The following is a 19978-nucleotide window of genomic DNA, read 5'->3' as shown; positions in this document are numbered from 1 at the left end:
TAAGGGGGTAGAATCGCTTGGTTTTAGGGGGCAGCTTACACTGGATTTTCCAGTGTGTATCTTATCTCTTTTCTCATATTCATTTGTGCAAGATTTCGTGCAAGAAACATCATTCGAGAATGATTTTATTGTGATTCAAGCCTCATCATTAGACATCTTAAGTCTTATCTCGAACATTACCGTTAAGAAAAGCCAAGCAACGAAAAGAAAACAGAAGAAAGAGATTTTAAAGTAGAATTATCTTACGATTTCATTGATTATCAGTGTTTTACATCGAATTTCGTGCAAAATCTGTGCAAATGCCCTTATAAACAAAAAAGACAACCAAGAGTGGAAGCCTCCTAATTGCCTAATTTACAAGCCTTTCGGCTTAGTAGCGGGACCCGGGATTGAACCGGGGACCTCATGATTATGAATCATGCGCTCTAACCAGCTGAGCTATCCCGCCATCGTTTCTCGATTGCGGGTGCAAAGATATAGCTTTTCTTGAAATCTCCAAAACTTTTGCGAATTTTTCTGTGCTTTTCTTCTCTCCTCCTGGTTCTGATGCGATGTTTTACTTCTTTTCTCTCTTCCTATTTGTCAGATTAATAGTAGATTAATGTATTTATTGACCTTTTTATACTAATTTTGCAGAATAATATTGTTTGATGAACTATGAATAAAAAAGGCAGAACTGCGGAACCCGGTAGATTAATATGTTTGTGGATAGGTACTTTCATCTGTACTATGGTTACAGGGATATATGTCTATATCTTCTATAATAGCTATAAAGAACAGATACCGGAATGGAATGCATTGGCGAAAGAAACATTCGTGGAGGCGCTGAATCTGGAGGTGCAGAAACGAGGGGACATTGTTGTACCATTTGTGGCTGGTGATTCTCCAGAAGTGAAAACATTGGAAACCCCATTCAAAAGTCCTGTGACTTTGGCGAGCAAGTATGGAACGCATAGCTATGAAATACCGCGTGTGAAATTTGATAATAGTCTTATTAAAGATACCGAAAGGAGAATGTTGCTCAGCTATGTACTTGAAAAACACCCTCTGGATGCGGATGCGTTGAATCTATTTTGGGATAGTCTGTTGGTCGAGAAATCTGTAGCGGCTAATACCGGTATTCGTCTTTCAACTACTGATTTGTTGAAGAAGACTTCCACCGTTTATTCTTCCGATAGCATAAAAGTGCTACAGGGAGATAGCTTGTTGTCTCGCTATATAGGATTTCGTTGTGAAGTGGAGGCAACGGGGTTCATTGCTTATGACTGGTGGCAGGTATTAAAGGTATGGCCGCCCATCATGATATTACTCTTACTTTGGCTTTGTTTTTTCCTCCTTCTTTTATATTATAAACAGATTTCTTCCTTCTTGCGGCAAAAACTGGTGAAAAAGGAAACAGTCGTCTGTATTCAAGAGAAAAAGATAATTGTTGAAAGGAAAATGCATTTGGAGGAAGAAGCCGGGCAAACCGGATTATATGAATTGGCTGACGGGACTATTTTGGACTCAGAAAAAGGCATCCTGATGAATGGGGAAAAGACGAAGAAACTCCGGCCTCAAGTAATTGTCTTGTTGAAGTTTTTTTTACAGACCAAAAATTATCGACTAACTGCAGAAGAAATAGATAAGGAACTGTGGCAGGGGAAAGGAAAGCCTAACCAACTCTATGGTGTTATTCATCATTTGCGTGAATCATTGAAAGGTATCTCTTCTCTTGTTGTGGAATATAGAGATGAACATTATTGTTTGAAAATGCCCCATTCCATCGAGAAAAACACAGAAAAAGGATAAAAGAACAGACTTACCGATACTTACCAAAAGGTCTTTAAGTAAAGTTGGTAAGTCGTTGTAAGGCAAAATAGTTGGCATGATAGAAAATTCCGTCTACCTTTATGGACAAATATGAGGCAACTTTGTTTGTATGCTTCATACGGATATCTAATATAAATGTAGTGGAATATGAAAAACAAAATCAAAATTGCTGTAATCAGCTTGTGCGCAGTTAGCTCAATAAGTGTTTTTTGTAGTCAGAAATCTTCCGGTAAACAAATGGATGATTTGCTATTGAAGAACGTAGAAGCTTTAGCTTGGGGTGAAGGAGGGTATTCTCACTGTTTGGGTTTAGGTGATGTCGATTGCCCTTTTTCTAAAACAAAAGTTGAATATGTAATGAGTGGTTACAGCCTTGAAGACCTCTATTAATATATTATTAGTGTTTCTTTTCACGGCTTGTACTTCCGTGCCTGATGAGAGAATGACGCCCTATGTTGATTTTCCTGAAACAAGAGAATTGACAGCCCGGACTTTGTCATTGGATTCAGCTTTGTTTCGTTATCCTTATAGGGTACGTGTACAGGACGACAAGGCTGTAGTGCTTGATTTGCATGGAACGGAATATTTCTTCCATGCCTTTCACTATCCCGGCTTTCATTATTTGTCCTCTTTCGGCAAGCGAGGCGATGCTCCCGAAGAGATGCTTTCAGCCGAAAATCTTCGATGGAATGGGAACTTTTTGTGGACACTTGATTCCAATAAGTCTGAATTAACCCGGTTAGGTTTTGCTTCATCCGGTGACTCATTGCTTCGTCTGGAGACAGTGAGTCTGGATGAAGAACTGCTTCGGGCACTGGACTTTGTGCAATATGATGATTCCACCTTCATCATTCCCGATTATTCCGGTGACGGTCGCTTCTGTTTGGTAAGTCGGCAGGGTAGGTTACTTCGTAAAATAGGGACTATTCCCACTACCAATGAGGATGCTTTGAAGGATGCCCGCCCTGCTTTAGCGCAAGCATGGCGAAGTTTCATTGATTACAATCCCCGTAATGGAGTGCTGGCAGCAGTTACTCAATTGGGTGAAGTTCTTGAAATTTATAATCTGAAAGATAGTACGCATATTGTACGTATTGGCCCTAATGGCGAACCGGAGTTTCAGATAGCCCAAGGTTATGGCATACCGACCGGTATCATGGGGTTCAGTGATATACAAGTGACAGATAGTGCTATTTATGTTGTCTTTCAAGGACGTGCATTTAAGGATATTATGCAGAAAGCGAAGCAAGGTATTAACTTACCGAATGGTGGACAGAATATTTATGTATTTAGTCTGGAGGGTAAACCGCTTCGGAAGTATGTATTGGATCACTATATTCACGGGATTTCAGTAGACGAGCAGAAGGGTGTTGTAATTGCTACGGATGTGAATAAGGATGAGCCGATAATAGAATATCGTTATCATTCTGCAATATAATTCCGAAACAAAATGCTGACAGAACAGAAGTGGCCATTATGCTTTGTGAGTCGTTTAGTTTCATAAATAGTTGAAAGGAGGGATTACCAATGCAAAGGAAAAGACTCACTTAGTGAGAATAAAAAATAAACCGGTTTTAAACTGTGACGACAGCATGATGTGAAATGATCTCAGCGAGATATTCTGTATCTTGCTTCTCTGATGCACAATATTGGTTTGTGCTTGATATTGATAACTTAATGTATTTTTATTAAAAAATAAATACGATGAAAAAGTTTTTGAAATATGCTTTTGTTGCAGCACTTGTAACAGTAGCGGGTTACGGTGTCTATGCTTCACAGAAGTCTGATGCTATGTCTGATTTGATGCTGGCTAATGTGGAAGCATTAGCCCGTTATGAGGTTAATCCTGATTGTCCGAATGGATGTACTAGCAGTCTCAATTCATATTGTCATTGCTTTAAAATATATAGAGACATGAGAGAGGTACATTGGCAGTAGTGTTCTTTGTATTTTTGCTCTATATAGAGTATTTTTAGAAACATAGAGGAAAGGGGGCGCATTTCTCATGTGCCTTTTCCTTTATCCAGAATTAAGATTTCATGTAACTTAAAATTGTTTTTATGAAATACCTTTTGTTTTTTATTCTGTTTGTCCTATTATGGGGCTGTTCTAATAATTCAGGCGTTGACAAGCACTTGCGTCATTCCGGCAATATAATAAATGTAAAAGAATTAGTCCGAGAAATAGTGATAGATACTCCTCTTATTGGCGGAGGAGCAAGACCTTATATTTTAGACAAATATTTTATTCTATCCGATGGTTATTCTGAAGATAACCAAATTTTTCTTTTTGATAAAAAGAATTTTTCATATATAGCAGGAGTAGGACATTCTGGAGAAGGCCCTGATGAGATAACAAGTTTAGGAGAACTTATGCCGGACGTACTACATAAACGTATATATGTTGCTGATTACGGCAAGATGCAAATATCCGGTTATGATTTAGATAGTGTCTTGTTAAATCCGGACTATTTACCTAAATATAAATTAGAGATGAATAAAGCAGCTACGCCGGTAATGCTTTCCTATGGCAATGATACCCTTTGTTATGCTTGTTGTATTACGGCAGAACCGGGCAAACATTTTCAAGAGTCTTTAGTTACGTGGAATATGAAAACCGGAGATATACATCCATTGATAACTGGGCATCCGGAAGTTGAAAGAAAAAGGATTCGATATGCGGTTTCCTTTGAAAAGGACTTGATAGCAGTGAGCTATGACCATCACGATTTATTAGCCACTTATGACCTTCAAGGAAATCTTAAACATTATATTTATGGTCCTGATTGGGACAATGCGACGAGTAATGCTATGATTTATTATTATGGAAGCATTTGTATTTGTAATAATCATATTATTGTAGGTTATTCGGGTGAGAGAAATCCTGATGCGGGTAATATACATGTTTCTAAACTTTTGGCCTATGATTTGGATGGTAACTATATAAAGACGTTAAATGTGGGTTACAATATCATTATATTTTGTTATGATTCAGAATCTAACCGGATTATAATGGTGTTAGATGATGAGATACAATTTGCTTATCTTGACTTAGACGGTCTTTTGGGCTAATATGTAAAAGAGAGAAATGAAAGATGATCGGAAAAAGTATATTGGCGTTTTTTAATCCTTGGTTTGTATGGAAAAATTGTAGTTTATTAATATCATAGCTTATGAAATTAGTATTATATCTTTTGGTGATTTTATTCTGTGGTGCATGTACCTCAAGGGAAACAAACGAGAAGTGGCAGAACCGGAGGGCGAATATCGTTAATGTAAAAGACGATGTGAAAGAAATAGATACGGAAGATGTCCTGATAGGTGCTGTGGCACAACCATATATGTGTGGTGAGTATTTGGCTGTCATCGACTATAAATCTTTTGATAAGCTCGTGCATATCTTTGATAAGCATACGTTTAAACATATATTGAGCCTTGGAGACATAGGCCAAGGACCAACAGAAATAGCCGTTATTGGATCTATTGCATGGAATGAGAAAGAGCATGATTTATATGTGACTGACAACGGGCAACGTAAAATCCTTAGGTATAATTTGGATAGCCTTTTCAATGACTCTCTATATGCTCCAACTGTCAAATTGAAATTTGGAAATGTGCCATTTCCTGATGAGTATTACTATATCAATGATACATTGTCGTATGGTTCGTTTATACAGACTACCATTTCTTCTTTCAAACAAACCAGTGGAAAATGGAATATGAAAACAGGAGAAGCAGAACTGATAGATTATGCTCATCCTGCAGATAAAAAGAAACGGGTGGCTTTTGCTGTTTCACCCCGATATAATACGTTGGTGGAGTGTAACCGACGATTTGATTTGATAAGCTTGTACAATCTGGATGGAGAGCTACAATGTAATGTGTATGGTCCTAATTGGGATAAAAATGGTGATGGAAAGGAGCATTTTGTAGATGCGGCTATCTGTGGTGATAAAATAGTTGTTTCATACACAGGAGAAGATTGGAATCATAATGATGGGGCGAGGATACTTCATGTGTTTAATATCACGGGAGATTATTTAAAGACATTAGATATAGGACGTAGAATTAATGATTTATGTTATGATGAGGAGAATAAGCGAATTATTATGAATTTGGACGACGAATATCAATTTGCTTATCTTGATCTTGAAAAATACATTAGTAATTAGAAAATTAGGATATGGTTAATTTTGATTGGTATGAACTTTAGACACTTTATAATCATCTTTATTCTCTTTTCTCTATTTTCTTGTGGAGATCAGAAGAAAGAGGATGTTGCGGCATTGTTGAAGGCATGGAGTGGGAAAGAAATTCTGTTTCCCACAAATCCTGTATTTACAGTACAGGATAGAGATACTATTGACTTATCAATGTTGGGAAAATACAAAATCCTAACTTATGTGGATTCTATTGGTTGCATAAGTTGTAAATTGCAATTGGGGAAATGGAAAACTTTTATGGAAGAAGTGGATAGCTTAGGGATGAATTCTGTGAGGTTTCTATTTTTTTTCTCTCCTGAGAAAAGAAGAGATCTTCTGATTACATTAAAATCGGAGAGATTTACTTATCCTATTTGCATTGATAAAGAGAACTGGTTAAATGAATTGAACCATTTTCCTGTATCAGATATGAACTTCCACACATTTTTATTGGATAAGGACAATAAAGTTCTTGCTATCGGCAATCCTATCCATAATCCTAAAGTGAAAGAACTGTATTTGAAGATTATTCAAGGAGAGGAAGTGGGACAGAAAGATGAAAGTAAAGCGATAAGAACGAAAGTGGATATAGACAAAACCTCCGTTTCGTTGGGTAGCTTTGACTGGAAAAAGGAACAAAAGGCGACTTTTGTTTTGAAGAATACAGGTGGTAAGCCGTTAGTTGCTGAACACGTCAATACTTCCTGCGGCTGTACTTCGGTAGATTATTCCAAAGAGCCTGTGCAGCCGGGAAAAGAGATGGTATTGAATGTAACCTATAAAGCCGAGCATCCTGAATATTTTGATAAGACAATTACCGTATATTGCAATGTGGAAACTTCTCCGATAGTTTTGAGAATAACGGGAAATGCAGAACAACAATAATTCTCATACCAAAAGGGGCTTAGGTTGGTATATTGATAAGATTCTTAACCTATTCTTAATGTTTTTTGGGGCAGCATTGATCTGGATATTTCTTCAAGTGACATGTATTGCCACATTCAAAATTCCCAGTGACTCTATGGAGCCGTCTTTGCTTGCAGGAGATAACATCTTGGTGAATAAGGGGGTAATGGGAGGACGTTTGTTCAATGTATGGGATGCTTTGGAAGGAAAGGATGTACATATATCTCGTTTGCCGGGATTAGGGAAGATAAAAAGGAATGATGTAATAGTCTTTAATTTCCCCTATTCTAAACAGCGCTGGGATAGTGTTGCCTTTGATGTGATGAAGTATTATGTAAAGCGCTGTGTTGCATTGCCGGGAGATACATTTGAAATAAAGGATGCACGATATAAGGTGCGAGGAAAGGATACGTCTTTGGGTAATGTGGAAATGCAAGAAACGTTGATGGGTTTAGTGAAGAGAGGGAAGGCGGAAGAGCAGGGAATTGTAATGAGGGGGTATCCTTATAATTCGGCATTTACTTGGGATATAGTGAACTTTGGACCTCTTTATATTCCGGCTAAAGGGGATAACCTGAAGATGGATTCTATGCATGTTATTCTATATAAGAACATAATAGAATGGGAACAAAAAAAGAAATTGTTTGTACGTGGAGATACTGTTTTACTGAATGATAGTGTGATACAGACCTACAGCTTTATAGAAAATTATTATTTTGTAGCGGGGGATAAGGTCATGAACTCTCAGGATTCCCGTTATTGGGGATTATTGCCTGAACCTTTTATTGTGGGAAAAGCCGTCAGGATATGGAAGTCGGTAGATAATAGTACAGATAGAATAAGGTGGAACCGGATATTTAAAAAGATAGAGTGATAAGGCTATGGATACATAGAGTAAAAGATGTGATGACAGTGTCGCTGCTATTTGCTGCCGTCTGCTCTTTGTTGGGGGTGGTTGGGGTGACTACGCTTGAACTTCCTGTAGGGGAAAATGTAGGGCAATGGATATGGCTTGGTAAATCTACTCTGTTTTCAGCTGCTTGTATCATTATAACCTGCCTGTTACAACTTGTGAAGAGAGATTCCTTGAAAAAAGTGATGTGTTTCTTTCATTTTTCTGTCTATGTTTCATGGAGTTTGGTGCTTTGGGGGAGTGTCGAAGCTGTTTGGGGGTTGCGGCAATTGTATGGCTTTTCCGCTTCAGGTCACTCCCGCTATGCACTAACAGGGTCTTTCTTCAATCCGGGACCGTATGCCGGGTATTTGGCAATGGTATTGGCTGTCTGCTTGCACTTGTATCTGCATGCTCGTAAGGAACGCTTTGTTCGCTATAAAATAGAGAAAGTGGTAGTTGCAGTAGCGGGTATCTTGATTCTTTGTGTGTTGCCCGCTACAATGAGCCGTTCTGCCTGGGTGGCTGCGGCGGTTGGTTGCGGTTGGGTAGCATATATGCATCGCGATAAAAGTAAATGGAATGTGTTGTGGAAGAGGTACAAGAGGCGATTTATCTTATGGGGGGTAAGTGCACTTTTTATCTTGATGTTGGGAGGTGCCGGAGCGTTTCTTTTGAAACCTGATTCTGCATTGGGGCGTCTGTTTCTATGGAAAATAACCTGTCGGGCTGTTGTCAGCTATCCGTCAGGTTGTGACAAGGCATTCGCATTTGCTTATGGTGAGGCGCAGGAGGATTATTTTGCTCAAGGCAACTATGCCGAATGGGAAGAGCGTGTGGCCGGTAGTCCGGAATATGTGTTCAATGAATATTTGTCGCTGGCTTTGGCGGAAGGAGTTGCTGTCTGTCTAATAGTATTAATTGTTATTGGGACATGTTTATGGATAGGAGCGAAGCGTGGGCGCTATGGCATCTGCGGTGCAATTTTGTCTTTGCTTATCTTTTCCTTTTCTTCCTATCCTATGTGTTTTCCGGCTTTTGTGGTAGCAGGGGTATTCCTGCTTCTTGCTTGCGGGATAGGGGACGTTATCGGTAAGCCTCTTGTCTTGTGTGTCTGTCTCGTCCTGTGGGCAGGTGACAGTATGGAGAAGTGGCGGCAGGAAGAGGATGCCTGTCGGAAGTGGGTGTATGCCAAGATGTTTTATAGTTCGGGAGCTTATAAAGTTGCCAATAAATCTTATGGAGAACTGTATCCGGCATTGAAGGAGAAAGGGGTATTTCTGTTTGAGTACGGTCATAGCCTGCATAAGTCGGGCTTTTATAATGAGTCCAATAAGTATTTGAAAGAGGCTTGCTTGTACTCTACCGATCCAATGGTTCTGAATATCATAGGTAAGAACTATCAGGAACTGCATCGTTATGAACAGGCGGAAGCTTTTTTCTTACGGTCGGTTCATCGCTTGCCGGGCAGGATTTATCCCTATTATTTATTAGCAAATCTCTATGCTGAACCGGAGTTTTATCGGCCCGATAAATTGAAAGAGGTTGCTAATGTTGTGCTGACTAAAGAGCCTAAGGTGCATTCGACGGCAATCGAAGAGATGCGTAAGGAAATAAAGAAAATAGTAAATAAACTGGAGTGATTTATATGAGGTGTATTTATATATTTGTATGCGTGTGTGCTCTGACTTTTTTATCTGCTTGCATTGAACAACAAGATAGCCGTTTAGAAAGTGCATTGAATATGGCAGGTGCTAACAAAGGAGAACTATTGAAGGTGTTAAATCGTTATCGGGAAAGTGATAATCAAAAATACCATGCTGCATGTTTTCTTATAAAGAACATGCCCTATTATGGTTTCTATGAAGGGAAAGAATTGCAGAAATATCTTCGTTATTTTGAGGCTCATTCCACTAATATAAAAGGGGCTCAATTTATTGTAGATTCACTAAAAAAGGCGGATGGAGAGTTTTCAATAGATATGTTTACCCGTAAAAAGGATATTGAGGTAGTAGACTCCGCTTTCTTAGTTGAACATATAGAATGGGCATTCAAGGTTTGGAAAGAACAGCCATGGGGAGAAAATGTGAATTTTGATGATTTCTGTGAGTATATATTGCCCTATAGGGTTGGGGATGAGCCTCTTTCGTTATGGCGTAAGGAGTTGTATGATAAATATAATCCTCTGCTCGATAAATTCCGCAAATCAGCTGATAGCAATGATATAACAAAAGCGGCTCAGATTTTAATGGATACTTTAAGACAGGGGAAGTATCGTTATACAAGTCTTTTCCCTAAAGGACCTCATATAGGTCCGGTAGCATTGAAATGGAAAACAGGAAGTTGTCGTGAATTTGCTGATGCAATGATATATGTGATGCGTGCTCTTGGCATTCCGTGTGGCATGGATAGGGTAATACAGCGTGGCGATACTAATGCTTCGCATTTTTGGAATTTTATATTGGATAAGGGGCGTAATACATATATGGCGGAATTTCCTTATCAAGAAAAGTGGAAGAAGGCATCGGAGTATGATATAACCAAAGGAAAAGTATATCGCGTGACTTATAGCCTGAATGAGGAATTGACAAAAGAATTGAAAGATGTGCCGTCTGTTCATCCTATTTTCAGATATCCTTTTTTTCATGATGTAACGGCTACTTATCTGGGACAACAGAATGGACAAATAGTTATTCCTCAAAAAGAACTGTATGATTGCCCTCGTACTGGTGAATTGGTATACTTGTGTTTTGCAAACAAACAAGAATGGGTTCCTGTCGCTTGTACTTTTTTTGACGGGAAGGCTGTTTGTTTTGATAATGTGGAAGGAGGGATAGTGGCTATTCTGGCAACATACAATGAGAAGGGGCTTCAAATATTGTCCAATCCTTTTACGCTAAACCATGATACGGGGGAGATTCATTATCTTAATCCATTGCAAGAATCCCATATAATTAGTGTTTATAAGAAGTTCTATTTTGCAGTTAAGAATTATTTTAATACTCGTATGATTGGTGGAGTAATAGAGGGCAGCAATCAGAAGGACTTTCAGAATGTGGATACGCTATTGTTAATAAAAGAGGCTCCCTATCGGCTGTATACTGTCGCTTATCTGGATCCGGATAGGGCATATAGGTATGTTCGCTATCGTGGTGGAAAAGGTAGTTATTGTAATATAGCAGAACTTTCTTTCTATGAAAACAGTTTGGATACATTACCGATGAAGGGGAAAATCATAGGTACTCCGGGATGTTACGGAGACGATGGCAGACGTGAATATACAAATGTCTTTGATGGTAATCCGGATACATCTTTTGATTATAAATTTCCGGATACCGGCTGGGCGGGTTTAGATTTAGGGAAATCTTATCGGGTAAGTAAGGCAATATATACTCCCCGAAATGATGTGAGTTTTATTTATAAGGATAATATTTACGAACTATTTTACTGGGATAAAGGGAACTGGAATTCTCTTGGCAGACAAACAGCTGTTGCTGATTCGTTAGTATATACTGTACCTCGGAATGCTTTGTTATATCTAAAGAATCATACAACAGGCAATGACGAAAGAATTTTTGAGTATGAGGGTCGAAGACAAATATTTTGGTGATATTAACGTCGATAAAAGTTCCTCCAGAGAGATTATGGATACTTATAAGGATAATTGGAGTGCTTGCTTATTATATCGTAATAAACAATTGACAAGGCAACTGGAAGACTATCAGAAAGTTACAGCATTAGTTGGATGCTCTTCTTCTCTTATGGTTGCAATGGGACAGTTATTGTGTCTGCATCAAAAACCGGCTTATGGAATTGTCAGGGATGAGGCAGAGTGGCATAGTTTGTTTATTGTCATTGATTTGCTTTATGGAGGGTGTTTGTTAGAAACTTTGGCATCATTCTGCTTGAGTGCTCAAGAACTGAGATTGTGCTATCTGATACGTGCCCGATTGACTAATAAGAGTATTGCCCTCCTCTTTAATATTACGCCCAGGTCTGTGTTGAAGTCAAAACAGCGTATCAAGTCAAAACTATCTTTATCAGGTTCAGATAGTTTTGACAGATATATACAACAATGCTAACTTATTCGAAATAGATGATTTATATAGAGAATGAAGAACAGCGGTTTGTAGGATGCGAATAAAAAAGTCGTATTCTTTTTTGTAATTAGAAAAAAGTCTCTATCTTGGCACCGCAATAAAAAGCAAATATGAACTATGGAAAGACAGAAAATTCATCGGGAATACCTCTTGAATGCAACTTCTAAAAGCATTCTTTGGTCCGCGATAAGTACCCCCACCGGTTTGGAGGGCTGGTTTGCAGACAGGGTGCAGTCGGACGATAAAGTTGTCACTTTCTTCTGGGGAAAGACAGAACATCGTGATGCAGAGATTATAGCTGTGCGGGCTTTCTCTTTTATTCGTTTCCGTTGGTTGGATGATGAATATGAACGGGAATACTTTGAATTAAAGATGACAAACAATGAACTGACCAATGATTTTGTGTTGGAAGTAACAGACTTCACTGCTGCGGATGAAGCGAACGATTTACGTGAATTATGGGACTCTCAGGTAGAGACTCTACGGAGAACGTGCGGTTTTTAGTTAACTTTGATATAAAAATTTTCCACACTCCCTTTTTTATGCTAATTTTGTGTCTTCATTGCATGAAACGAGTAAAATGCTGCGCATAAAAAAGTTAGATATATTTATATTAAAGAGCTTCTGTACGCTCTTTATGGGCACTTTCTTCATTTGCCTTTTCATCTTCATGATGCAGTTCCTATGGAAGTATGTTGATGAGATGGTGGGAAAAGGATTGGAAATGAGTGTCCTTGCACAATTTTTCTTTTATTCTGCCCTGACATTAGTGCCAGCTTCGTTGCCATTGGCTATCTTGTTGGCAGCACTTATCACTTTCGGTAATTTTGGAGAACGTTTTGAGCTACTTGCTATGAAAGCGGCAGGTATCTCGCTACTTAAGATTATGCGCCCATTGATTGTGTTTATCATTTTCATATGTGGCGTTTCTTTTTATTTCCAAAATGTAATAGGACCAAAGGCACAGACTAAGTTATGGACATTACTAATCTCCATGAAACAGAAGTCTCCGGAATTGGATATACCAGAGGGAGTGTTTTATGATGAGATAGATGGATATAACCTGTACGTGAAGCACAAGAACCGTAAGACGGGTATGCTTTATGATGTATTGATCTATAATTTTGAGAAAGGTTTCGAAAATGCTCAGATTATTAAATCCGATTCCGGTCGTCTGGAAATGACGGCAGATAAGCAGCACTTATATCTGCATCTTTATAATGGAGAGCAATTTGAGAACCTGAAGTCTCAGAATATGAATCAAAAGAATGTACCTTACCGTCGGGAAGCGTTCCGGGAGAAACATGCTATCATTGAGTTCAACTCGGATTTTAATATGGTGGATGCCGGTATCATGAGTAGTCAGTCCAACAGTAAGGATATGGCGATGTTGCAAGCGGGTATCGATTCTATGACAGTGCAGAATGACAGTGTAGGACGTGCTTATTTCAAGGAAGCCATGAATGGTACCTATAAGATCACGGCAGACCTGAAAAAAGCAGATACTTTGAAAATAGAGCAGGCGCATTTGGGAGAATACAATGTAGACAGTCTTTTCAATGTAGCCACCTTATCACAGAAACAGAAGATTATCTCTACTGCAGTGAATCGTGCGGAAAGTGCGGGAAGCGATTGGAGTTTTAAGAGCTTTAACATTACGCAGACAGATACCAGTCTTCGACGCCACATGACGTCCTGGCACGAGAAGTTGACGCTTTCGGTGGCATGTCTTATATTCTTTTTTATCGGTGCCCCGTTGGGTGGAATTATCCGTAAGGGTGGTTTGGGAATGCCGGTTGTGGTGTCCGTGCTTATCTTTATTATCTATTATATTATTAATAATACGGGCTATAAGATGGCGCGTGACGGTCAGTGGATTGTATGGATGGGTATGTGGACAAGTACGGCTATCCTGGCTCCGTTGGGCGCGTTCCTTACTTATAAGTCTAATAATGACTCTGTGGTACTGAATGCCGATGCTTATATTAACTGGTTCAAGAAGATTGTAGGTATCCGTAGTGTACGTCATCTGTTCCGTAAGGAAGTAATTATACACGATCCTGATTATACTCATCTGCCGGCTGATTTGCAGGCATTGTCTGCTGATTGTCGTGCATACGCTGAGAGAAAAGCTTTGAAGCGTGCTCCTAATTATTTTAAATTATGGATGACAGATTCCAATGATGAGGAGATAGAAAACATAAATGATCGTCTGGAGAAATTGGTGGACGAAATGTCCAACACCAAATCTGTTCATTTGTTGAATGCGCTGAATAATTATCCTATTATTTCTGTTCATGCCCATTTGCGCCCTTTCCGTAATTATTGGCTGAATATGGTTTGCGGCTTGGTAGTACCTGTAGGATTATTTTTCTACTTCCGCATCTGGGCATTCCGTATCCGGTTGAATAAAGATATGGAGCGGATTATAAAAACCAATGAAGATGTTCAAAAGATAATAGAAACTAATCTGAAATAACCTAAATAAATAAAGGAGAAAACAGAATGGAAAAAGTGAAATTAGATACAATAGAAGAGGCTATTGAAGACTTCAAAGCTGGTAATTTTGTGATTGTAGTGGATGATGAAGACCGTGAAAATGAGGGTGACTTGATTATCGCTGCGGAAAAGATAACCCCTGAAAAGGTGAACTTCATGCTGAAACATGCGCGAGGAGTACTTTGTGCACCGATTACTGTATCCCGTTGTAAAGAGCTGGATTTACCTCATCAGGTAAGTGACAACACTTCTGTACTGGGCACACCTTTCACGGTGACTATCGATAAACTGGAAGGCTGTACTACCGGAGTTTCTGCTGCTGACCGTGCGGCTACCATACGGGCATTGGCTGACCCGGCTTCTACACCTGCAACGTTCGGACGTCCGGGACATATCAATCCGTTGTATGCTCAGGAGAAAGGTGTTTTGCGTCGTGCCGGACATACGGAAGCTACGATTGACATGGCTCGTATGGCAGGTTTGTATCCTGCAGGTGCCCTCATGGAAATCATGACTGAGGACGGTGGCATGGCGCGTCTGCCTGAGTTGAGAAAGATGGCTGATGAATTTAATCTGAAGCTGATTTCTATTCGTGATATGATTGCCTATCGCCTGAAACAAGAATCCATTGTGGAAGAAGGCGTAGAAGTAGATATGCCCACTGAACATGGACATTTCCGTTTGATCCCGTTCCGTCAGAAATCCAATGGCTTGGAACATGTGGCTTTGTTTAGAGGTACATGGGATCAGGATGAACCGATTCTGGTGCGTGTACACTCGTCTTGTGCTACAGGAGATATCTTTGGCTCTAAGCGTTGTGATTGCGGTGAGCAACTGCACAAAGCTATGGAAATGATTGATAAAGCCGGTAAGGGAGTGGTTGTTTATCTGAACCAGGAAGGTCGTGGTATCGGTCTGATGGAAAAGATGAAAGCCTATAAATTGCAGGAAGACGGTCTGGATACGGTAGATGCCAATATTTGCCTGGGACATTTGGCTGATGAACGCGACTATGGTGTAGGTGCTCAGATTCTGCGTGAACTGGGAGTACACAAAATGAGACTGATGACGAATAATCCGGTGAAACGTGTCGGGTTGGAGGCTTACGGTCTGGAAATTATAGAGATTGTTCCTATCGAGACAACTCCGAATCCATACAATGAACGTTATCTGCGTACTAAGAAAGAACGCATGGGTCACACGTTGCATTTTAATAAGTAATTTGCTGTTTTGTTTTCTAATATCAAAGAAAATAGCTTAATTTGCAGCCAAATTTATGCAACAACCATAAAATAGATAGAAAAATGAATCAATTATCAGATCGTTTGAACAGTTTGTCGCCGTCGGCGACGCTGGCTATGTCGCAAAAGAGCGCTGAGTTGAAAGCACAAGGCGTTGACGTAATTAACCTGAGTGTGGGGGAGCCTGACTTTAATACTCCTGATCACATCAAAGAGGCTGCGAAAAAAGCGATAGACGACAACTTCTCTCGCTATTCTCCTGTTCCGGGATACCCGGCTTTGCGCAATGCAATCGTGGAGAAACTGAAAAAGGAAAACGGTCTGGAATATACAGCCGCACAAATCTCATGTGCAAACGGTGCCAAGCAATCGGTTTGCAATGCTGTATTGGTATTGGTGAATCCGGGTGATGAGGTTATTGTGCCTGCTCCATATTGGGTAAGTTATCCGGAAATGGTGAAACTGGCTGAAGGTACTCCGGTTATTGTTACTGCCGGTATCGAACAGGATTTCAAGATTACTCCTGCACAGTTGGAAGCTGCTATTACTCCGAAGACTAAGGCTCTGATTCTTTGTTCTCCTTCTAACCCGACCGGTTCGGTTTATACTCAGGAAGAACTGAAAGGCTTGGCTGACGTACTGGCAAAACATCCTCAGGTAATCGTAATTGCTGATGAGATTTATGAGCATATCAACTATATCGGCAAGCACCAGAGTATTGCCCAATTCCCTGAAATGAAAGATCGTACGGTAATCGTAAACGGTGTTTCTAAGGCGTATGCTATGACAGGCTGGCGTATTGGTTTTATTGCCGGACCGGAATGGCTTGTAAAAGCCTGCAACAAGTTGCAAGGTCAATATACTTCAGGTCCTTGCTCTGTATCCCAGAAAGCTGCTGAGGCTGCTTACACAGGAACACAGGCTCCAGTAGAAGAAATGCGTAAAGCTTTCGAGCGTCGTCGTGATTTGATTGTGAAGTTGGCGAAGGAAGTTCCGGGATTCGAAGTGAATGTACCGCAGGGTGCTTTCTATCTGTTCCCGAAATGTGATTCTTTCTTTGGTAAGTCTGTTGGCGACCGTAAGATTGGCGACTCGGATGATTTGGCAATGTATCTGTTGGAGGTTGCCCACGTTGCATGTGTGGGTGGTGCTTCATTCGGTGCACCTGAGTGTATCCGCATGAGCTATGCAACCAGTGATGAGAATATTGTAGAAGCTATCCGTCGTATCAAGGCAGCATTGGCTGAACTGAAATAAGAGAAAGTATATAAATGAGAAAGCCCGGCTTCAGTTATGGAACCGGGCTTTTCTTTGTCTTTGAGTGTTGTTATTATTCTGCCGGGTGAATTGCTTCAGACGGACAAACATCAGCACAGGTACCACAATCTGTGCAAGTTTCAGGGTCGATAGAGTAGATATCACCTTCAGAGATAGCTCCTACCGGACATTCGTCAATACAAGTACCACAAGCAACACAACTGTCATTAATTACGTAAGCCATTTTCTTCAAATTTTAAATTATTAGTACTAATTAGTTCGGCAAAAATAGCGGTTTTCTTGATTAGTTGTTACCAATCATGTTTAAATTCCCTTAATTTGTACCTTGTCTAAATAATAAAGAAGAGAAAATGGGTGTACATGTGCAATAAAATGTCACTTTCACCGTTTTAGGGTTGTGAAGCGCATTTGTCTGATAATCCTTACTTTACTCCTTGCTTTCGGTGCTTCGGCACAGAAGCGGAAGGTGCAAAATCGCCCGTATATCGACCAGCGAAAGTGGCACTATGGCTTTTTAGCAGGCATTCATGTGCAAGACTATAAATTGGTGAATACGGGCTATGTGACGGAAGATGGCCAGACTTGGTTTGCAGATGTTCCTGAGTATTCTCCCGGATTTACGGTGGGGGTATTGGGCGAACTGTATCTGAATACTTTCCTTTCCCTACGTTTTATTCCAACACTGCATTTTGGAGATAAGAAAGTCGTGTTCCGCGAACAAGCCAGCGGTGAAGAGTATTCCCAATCCATGAAGTCTGCCTACCTTTCGGTTTCGATAGATTTGAAGTTTGCTGCTGAGCGTTTCAATAACTACCGTCCCTATGTGGTGGCAGGTATTGCTCCTACTTACGACTTCAGTGTGAAGAAGCAGGGAGCTTTATTGGTAAAGCCTTTCGATTGTTATGTGGAAGTAGGGTTAGGATGCGATTTTTACTTACCCTATTTCAAGTTAATACCCGAGCTGAAATTTTGTTTCGGTCTGGCAAATCTGATTAAGAAAGAACGTAAGGACCTTACAGATCAATCGTTATTGAAGTTTACACAATCTGTTGATAAAATCACTTCACGTATGATAGTGCTCACTTTCTACTTTGAGTAGGCGCTATTCCTTATAGGAAATGGTAAATGTAATAGGGGTGCCTTCTTCTTCTTCGCTTATTACGAAACTCCCACCAAAGTGCTCGAATAGCAACTGATTAATCTTAAGTCGTATGGAGACTTGTTGAGATAAAAATGCAGGATCTGCTAACGGACTATTGATAATATGGAAGATCAGCAATTCATTTCTTTCATCCCTTTCCAGTCTCATCTTTACTTCGCGGTCGGTATCATTGGGCACAGGATAGAGTAACATATTTATCACTGCCTGATTGAAGCGATTGGCATCCATTCTGAGTACCTGGCTTTCCACATCCGTTTCCAGTTGGGCGTGGATATGTCCGTCACTATTTATCCGGGCCATTCCTACCAGGTCGCTGCACATTTCCCGTATCTCGCATTCCTGTATCTGGAACTTCATCATTTTGGCTTCCAGACGTGAGAGATCGAGTACATCGTTTACCAGCTGAATCAGTTCGGTAGAATTGGTCTGGATAATTTCGGAATACTCCTGTTTTTCCTTTTCATCCAGTCCCATATCCGTAGAGAGCAGTTGAGAAAATCCCACGACATTGTTTAGCGGAATACGGATGTTATAACTCATATTCGCAAGGAAGCGGCTTTTTACCTCATTGGCTTCTTCTGCAACCTGATTCAACCGGGCGGCTTCTTTGGCATCTCTTTGTAATCGTTTCCGACTGAGATACATGTTGACTACAAAAGTAATAAGAGCCAGTAGGGCTGTTCCTATTACAGCCAAAAAGATTATATGGATTTTAGCACGCCATTGCTCTCTTTGCAGCAGAAGTTTGTCCATGTCATACAAACTTTGTATCTGTTCCATTTGTGTGTGCGACAGATTTCTGTAGAGTGAGTCCTTATCGTGCATCACTTTTTTATAGATGTCAAGAGATTCGTTTGCCCGTCCCATATCTACCAATATATCTGCCTTCATGGCAGTGTACAAGATTACATCCGGGAAAGACATTTGCTTTACCAAACGAATCGCATCATCCAGATATTCCAGTGATTTCTTGTAATCATTTAGCGAACGGTGATATTCTGCATAGGCTTGCAAGCGGGAGATCTGATAAGGCAGGAAAGTGTTGGGAGTATAATACTCATCCACTTTCTGCAAGTGTTCCCATGCTTTCTCCATATCCTTTGTGCGGATATAGTAAAGGGCATATTGGGTTTCTATCCCCATGTATAATGCGGAATATGCGTTTTGTAGTGCAGGATTAGCAGTTATCAGTTCGTTTATGGCTGTTTGCATCTGTTCCAGAGAAGAGAACATCTTGTCATTTTCGTGCAGGAACGAATAAACCAGAATAGCTTTGGACAGTAAACTGATCTTGTCCATCGGACTATCTTGCGGACTCATCAGTTGGAAAGCTTCCTCTAATGCTTGTATTCCTTCTTCATAGCGTAGTGTAGCTATGTAACTGGTCATCAGACAGAGACATGCTTCCCGCATACCATTTCGGTCGTTTAGCTTCTTAGCTTTCTCGTACATGATGTTTGCTTCATAGATGGCAAATTCTATCTGCTGGTTGATCGTGTACATTTCTATCTGCAACTTCTTAGCTTTGAAGTAGTCATTGTAATAGTTATGCTTCTCTGCCAGGTTTTCCATTCTGTCCATCCATTGTGTGACACGCTCCAGGTCCAGTTTGTTGAAGAAGTAGATGATATGTTCGTAAGTGGCAAGACTCTGATATCGCAGATTGTTCTGCGCGGTAGCTTCTTGCAACAATTTGTTTTCATAATAAAGGAATACCGGTGTTTGCTGGTCCAACCGGGCAATATCATGCAGCACGTCCAACCGGGTAGAATCGTGTGGAGCAGAGACATAAATGCGCAACAGGCTGTCTTTTACAACAGTACTTCCAGCATTGGCTGATAATAAGCCGGAACTAAGAGCCAGGCATAGTATGATCCGCTTCATCAT

The 19978-nt window shown here is 40.2% G+C and carries 19 protein-coding genes and 1 tRNA gene; 17 read left to right on the top strand and 3 right to left on the bottom strand.

Annotation, left to right across the window (positions count from 1 at the left end; all coding sequences use genetic code 11):
• Positions 1–235: hypothetical protein (locus DW182_RS22620; RefSeq protein WP_233564197.1), on the top strand; the 235-nt coding region annotated here is incomplete at its 5' end.
• Positions 236–374: 139 nt separating this feature from the next.
• Here the strand turns inward: DW182_RS22620 and DW182_RS20930 are convergent.
• Positions 375–448, bottom strand: a tRNA-Met gene (locus DW182_RS20930).
• 209 nt (positions 449–657) lie between these two features.
• Here DW182_RS20930 and DW182_RS20925 point away from each other — a divergent pair.
• The 15 genes from DW182_RS20925 (at position 658) to DW182_RS20855 (ending at position 16908) form a co-directional block, all read left to right on the top strand.
• Positions 658–1791, top strand: coding sequence for a hypothetical protein (locus DW182_RS20925; protein WP_118296710.1), 1134 nt, complete (start codon positions 658–660; stop codon positions 1789–1791).
• Between the two features lie 168 nt (positions 1792–1959).
• Entirely contained in the window at positions 1960–2202 is a 243-nt protein-coding gene (locus tag DW182_RS20920; RefSeq protein ID WP_115503150.1) for an NVEALA domain-containing protein, read from the top strand.
• Between the two features lie 52 nt (positions 2203–2254).
• On the top strand, positions 2255–3250 hold the full coding sequence (locus DW182_RS20915; protein WP_225663104.1) for a BF3164 family lipoprotein: 996 nt from the start codon (positions 2255–2257) through the stop codon (positions 3248–3250).
• Positions 3251–3516: 266 nt separating this feature from the next.
• Positions 3517–3750 (top strand): NVEALA domain-containing protein, encoded by a 234-nt coding sequence (locus DW182_RS20910; protein ID WP_115503152.1) that lies wholly within the window; start codon positions 3517–3519, stop codon positions 3748–3750.
• 122 nt (positions 3751–3872) lie between these two features.
• The gene (locus DW182_RS20905; RefSeq protein WP_118296709.1) at positions 3873–4883 is read left to right on the top strand and encodes a 6-bladed beta-propeller; all 1011 of its coding nucleotides are present in this window, start codon (positions 3873–3875) and stop codon (positions 4881–4883) included.
• A 101-nt stretch (positions 4884–4984) separates the two neighbouring features.
• Entirely contained in the window at positions 4985–5983 is a 999-nt protein-coding gene (locus tag DW182_RS20900; protein WP_118296708.1) for a 6-bladed beta-propeller, read from the top strand.
• A gap of 30 nt (positions 5984–6013) precedes the next feature.
• Positions 6014–6898: a DUF1573 domain-containing protein gene (locus tag DW182_RS20895; protein WP_118296707.1), complete on the top strand. Its 885-nt coding sequence runs from the start codon at positions 6014–6016 to the stop codon at positions 6896–6898.
• Positions 6882–7793, top strand: coding sequence for a signal peptidase I (lepB, locus tag DW182_RS20890; protein WP_115503156.1), 912 nt, complete (start codon positions 6882–6884; stop codon positions 7791–7793). Before DW182_RS20895 ends, lepB begins: the two co-directional genes overlap by 17 nt.
• Positions 7794–7825: 32 nt before the next feature.
• Positions 7826–9454 (top strand): O-antigen ligase family protein, encoded by a 1629-nt coding sequence (locus DW182_RS20885; protein ID WP_370449837.1) that lies wholly within the window; start codon positions 7826–7828, stop codon positions 9452–9454.
• Between the two features lie 5 nt (positions 9455–9459).
• Positions 9460–11421 (top strand): transglutaminase domain-containing protein, encoded by a 1962-nt coding sequence (locus tag DW182_RS20880; RefSeq protein WP_233564196.1) that lies wholly within the window; start codon positions 9460–9462, stop codon positions 11419–11421.
• A 34-nt stretch (positions 11422–11455) separates the two neighbouring features.
• Positions 11456–11893, top strand: a complete 438-nt coding sequence (locus DW182_RS20875; protein ID WP_118296714.1) for a helix-turn-helix transcriptional regulator — start codon at positions 11456–11458, stop codon at positions 11891–11893.
• A gap of 135 nt (positions 11894–12028) precedes the next feature.
• Positions 12029–12415, top strand: coding sequence for an START-like domain-containing protein (locus DW182_RS20870; RefSeq protein ID WP_007660227.1), 387 nt, complete (start codon positions 12029–12031; stop codon positions 12413–12415).
• A 76-nt stretch (positions 12416–12491) separates the two neighbouring features.
• A complete protein-coding gene (locus DW182_RS20865) occupies positions 12492–14390 on the top strand; it encodes an LptF/LptG family permease (RefSeq protein WP_044533008.1) in 1899 nt (632 codons plus the stop codon).
• A 26-nt stretch (positions 14391–14416) separates the two neighbouring features.
• Entirely contained in the window at positions 14417–15631 is a 1215-nt protein-coding gene (locus DW182_RS20860; protein ID WP_007660225.1) for a bifunctional 3,4-dihydroxy-2-butanone-4-phosphate synthase/GTP cyclohydrolase II, read from the top strand.
• 83 nt (positions 15632–15714) lie between these two features.
• Positions 15715–16908 (top strand): pyridoxal phosphate-dependent aminotransferase, encoded by a 1194-nt coding sequence (locus DW182_RS20855; protein WP_022394054.1) that lies wholly within the window; start codon positions 15715–15717, stop codon positions 16906–16908.
• A gap of 73 nt (positions 16909–16981) precedes the next feature.
• Here the strand turns inward: DW182_RS20855 and DW182_RS20850 are convergent, their stop codons facing one another.
• Positions 16982–17152 carry a DUF362 domain-containing protein gene (locus DW182_RS20850; protein ID WP_007660223.1) on the bottom strand — a complete coding sequence of 57 codons (171 nt, stop codon included), beginning with the start codon at positions 17150–17152 and terminating at the stop codon, positions 16982–16984.
• Between the two features lie 174 nt (positions 17153–17326).
• Here DW182_RS20850 and DW182_RS20845 point away from each other — a divergent pair, with 174 nt between their 5' ends.
• On the top strand, positions 17327–18028 hold the full coding sequence (locus DW182_RS20845) for a porin family protein (RefSeq protein ID WP_118296705.1): 702 nt from the start codon (positions 17327–17329) through the stop codon (positions 18026–18028).
• A 3-nt stretch (positions 18029–18031) separates the two neighbouring features.
• On the opposite strand, the gene DW182_RS20840 is transcribed toward DW182_RS20845, so the two are convergent.
• Positions 18032–19978 carry a HAMP domain-containing sensor histidine kinase gene (locus tag DW182_RS20840; protein WP_118296704.1) on the bottom strand — a complete coding sequence of 649 codons (1947 nt, stop codon included), beginning with the start codon at positions 19976–19978 and terminating at the stop codon, positions 18032–18034.

Origin of the sequence: Bacteroides sp. AM16-24, assembly GCF_003471885.1 — a bacterium.
In the GTDB taxonomy this organism is placed as follows: domain Bacteria; phylum Bacteroidota; class Bacteroidia; order Bacteroidales; family Bacteroidaceae; genus Bacteroides.
Note: the sequence above shows the minus strand (reverse complement) of the source record. Positions and strands in the feature narration are given on the sequence as shown.